We start from the raw sequence: 3,768 nt of genomic DNA on the forward strand, positions 1-3,768 counted from the left end.
GCGCTATAGGGCAGATAGCCGGTCTCCGAGGGTTGGAAGCGGGTATCGGAGGGCAACACCAGGCTCTTGCCCGGGGTAAAGTTATGCTGTACGGCCTCCATGCTGCGGTTAAAGCCATCTTTGTACAGTGTGCTCACCTGCACATCGGAAGGTGCACTGCCGGTGGTCAGCTGGGCCGGGTCGTCGATGGGTACCCGGGGTACGAAGCTGCGCTGGTAGTTGTACAGTTCCGAGGCATTGACGGTGATGGCCGGTGGCTGCGGCACGGTTTGCGTTACACTACCCGCAGGCGCGCTTACGCCCAGCTGCGGCTTGTTGGTCTGGGCATGCAGGGCACACTGTCCAGCGAACAGCAGCAGGGCCGGGCCCAGTATTTTTATCGTAGAATGCAAAAAGGTTTGCATAGTCGTTCTTATTTGTATAAGGATGGAAATAGGGTGTATTTATTCGGCGCCATGGATGGTGTACTGGCTCTTGGACAGGATATGGCCTTCCTGGTCGCGCACCAGGTAGGGCCTGCCCATCGCATCGTACTCATAATAAGTAATCCTGCCACGGGCATCGGTGGCCGAGGTGGTACCCAGCAGGGGGTCTATGTTCCAGCTCTGTACCATGGCTGCTACGGGATGCAGGCGCACTTCGTCTATAAAGCAGTTGACGCTGCGGGAGAGCAGGAACTGGTCGCTGCTGCTGTTGGGCGTAAAGCTGCCTTCGTAATAGGTCCAGATATCTCTTACAGGGCCGGTGGTCAGGCTTATCGCGCTGCCGCCGATACTGCAGGTAGGGGTATGGGTGGACCAAAACGAAAGAAAATAGGTCTTTCCCGCGGTGAGCCCGGAGCGGCCGATGGTATTGCTGCCGCCCAGCAGGTAGACATTACTGCCGCCGGGGGCATTGCTGAAATTGCTCACCGCATTGGCATTGTACTGGAAGTTGCTGTTGCCTTTGGCCTCGAAGCCGGCATAGGCCAGCTCGTCGTAGCGGCAGCCGATGGCCTCGGCCAGCTTATTGCCGGTGGCCGTATCCCAGATCATGGCTTTGTACTGCTGTCCCTGCTCCAGGTAGGTTTCCAGGGGATTGCCTTTGGCGTCGGCGCGCAGCACTTCGCTGGCCTTGCGGAAGCCGGTAAGGGCTGTATTGTTATAGGTGGCCTGTATCTTCAGGGCTTCGCTGTTGTCGCTGCCAGTACCCAGGTAGCTGCTATAGCTTTGCGGCTGGCTGCTTTGCGGCACATACAGGTTCTTGTCCCGGATCTTTTCAAAGGCAGGGGCGGTACCTTCTTTGGTGCTGCCATGGAAAAAGGCGTCGAGCAGCAGGCCGTTCTGCGGTAGCGGGCCGGTGTTGCCGGGTATACGCTTCCAGCGCTGGGTGGTGGTCAGCTTCTCCAGGCCGGGTAAGGGGTCCAGGGCGCCCGCATCGTAGTTGTAGTAATTGATGGTCTGCACTTCTTCACCTTCGCTATTGGTGGTGATGATGCGCGACAGGTTGCTGCGGCTGTCGTAGGTATAGGCGACGGAGTCGTAGATCACGGCGCCATAGCTGATATTCTTTTTCACGATGGTACTCATCAGCAGGCTCTTGCCCCGGTAGGGTTTGTAATAGTCGCTTACGGCGGCTTTACCGCCCGAGTTGAGCAGCGGGCTGTCTACATAGACAATATGGGTGCCGTCTACCTGCAGGGCTTCACCGCCCAGGGTATCGAGCAGCAGGTTGAAGTTGTAGCGGTTCTGGGTGGTCTGTACCAGGTTGTCCATATCGTCGTATTCGGCAATGCTGACCGGCAGGCCTATTTCCCAGTCCCGCAGGTATTGCTTATCGGTAAAGGGGTACTGGTAGTATTTTTTGCCCTTGGCCAGGTAGCGGTATTGCCAGCCGTTGGAAGCATCGTAGATGGTGGTGAAGCTGGCTTCCCGGTGCGAGAGCTGCCGGCCGGCATTGTTGCGCACATACATGCGTACGGTACCAAAGCCATGGTTGCTGCCGTTGACCTGTTGCTGGCTGCTGAGCCGGCTGCCGGTAAAGACGGCGGGGGCGGCAGGATATTGGTTAAGGTCGGGCTTACTTTTGGGATAATGATAATAGCCGCCGCCAAACCAGGCCCAGCCGTCCAGGTACTGGAAGGTGCTGATCCTGCGGTTATCGGGATGGAAGGGCTCGCTTTCGATAATGGAGTCGACGGCCAGGCCATCCATTGAAGGAAAGTTGTTGAAGAAATACCCGTCGGAGGGAATGGCCGGGTCGTAGCTACTATAGCTGCTATTCAGGCTTACGGTGGTGTATACGAAGCGGGTATTGCCGCCATAGGCATTGGTTACCGAGCGCAGCGAGCCGGCTTTGGTATAGCTCAGGTTGGGATTACGGTTCACGCCATACTGGATAGTAAGGCCGTTGCGGGTCTCGCTGTGTAAGGGTATGGTCATATCCGGATTGTAAGCAGCGCCGCCGGCAAAGGGTGTCCATACCGGCTGTTGCCCGTTATAATAACCGTACCAGTCCTGTCCGCCGCGAAAGCGGGGCGGCAGGCCCTGCGGATCGTATTCAAAGCTGTAATAAGGCTCTTCCTGCAGGCCGTCGCAACTCATGAGCGTGATGCTTTTGAGCCGCAGCCGGTGGTTGCGGTAGCTTGGCATGCGGTGTCCATCTAAAGGATTATCAAAGGGGGCATCGTAAATATAAAGACAGGGATCGGTAATGGGGATCTCCCGGTTCAGGTTAGCGGGGTCGGCTACGGTATAGACCTGGTGCAGCCGGTAGCGCAGGCATTTGCCATAGTCGGTGCCCACACTGATCTCGGTCAGGATCGAACGGTCGCCGGGGCTTACGCTGCCTAAATCACAACGGGAAAGGGTATTATTATAAACCATGTTGGCAGTGATACCGTTGGGATACCGGATGCTGCTGAGCCGGGAGCGGAAATCGGGGCCATAGGCGTCTCCGCCGCCAGGAACCTGGGGCAGGCCAGGGTAGTTATAGCTTTGGTACAGGACATCACGGCTGCCTTCGCTCGCCTGGTAGCTGTAGCGGATCTCTTTGCCGTCGGCAAGGGTCACTTTGCTCACCACCCAGCGCTCTGTCATCCAGTATTGGGCCAGCTCCTGTCCCGGCGTGGTCTTGGTAATGTCCAGGTACAGGGGCTTTTGGGAATAATCGCCTTTGACAAAGTAATAGCGGTTGCCCTGCTCATCGGTGATCTCAAACTCCAGGTTTTGGGATGGCGGGGCGGGTGTGGTCCAATAGCTGGCGCCTGCAGCCAGCACTTTTACCTGCACGCCGCGCTGCGGAATGGTAAATACCTGTCCGCCACGGCCGATCATAAAGCTGAACGACAAGTTACCGGCTGATACCACAAACTCATCGCTTTCGGAGTCCAGGTAGGCGCCGGCCGCAGACGATCCGTTCATCACATTGGCCATACGGCCCCTGGCCTTGGTATAGGTCTGGTTGCCGTACACAACGGCCATGTCCAGGTTTACCGACAGCTCATCGGGCAGGCCCTTGACCACCCTGCTGATCGATCCTTCCGCCTTGATCGCGAACCCAAGCCCGGCACTACTAGCCAATTGGTCCAGTTTAATGCCCCGGGTGTTGTAGGTTAAGGTCACACCGAGGTCGGCGTTGTCGGTCTTATAATCATAAATGGGGATACGGATATCGACGCTGCCGTCAAACAGGTTGGGGCTATAGAGGCTTGAAGCGCCATTGCCGCCGCCGCTGCGCGTGGCTTCCGTCTGCGCTTTGTTGCTGGCGGGCGTACCGTCAAGGTCCTGG

At 57.4% G+C, this 3,768-nt stretch carries 2 protein-coding genes; both read right to left on the reverse strand.

The window, feature by feature from the left end:
• Positions 1-404 (reverse strand): hypothetical protein (locus tag DZK30_RS25490; protein WP_162903470.1); only part of this gene is annotated, 404 nt, incomplete at its 3' end.
• 39 nt (positions 405-443) lie between these two features.
• The coding region (locus DZK30_RS25495) for a carbohydrate binding domain-containing protein (RefSeq protein WP_162903471.1) at positions 444-3,768 on the reverse strand (3,325 nt) is incomplete at its 5' end.

Source organism: Taibaiella koreensis (assembly GCF_003545715.1).
Lineage (GTDB): Bacteria > Bacteroidota > Bacteroidia > Chitinophagales > Chitinophagaceae > Taibaiella > Taibaiella koreensis.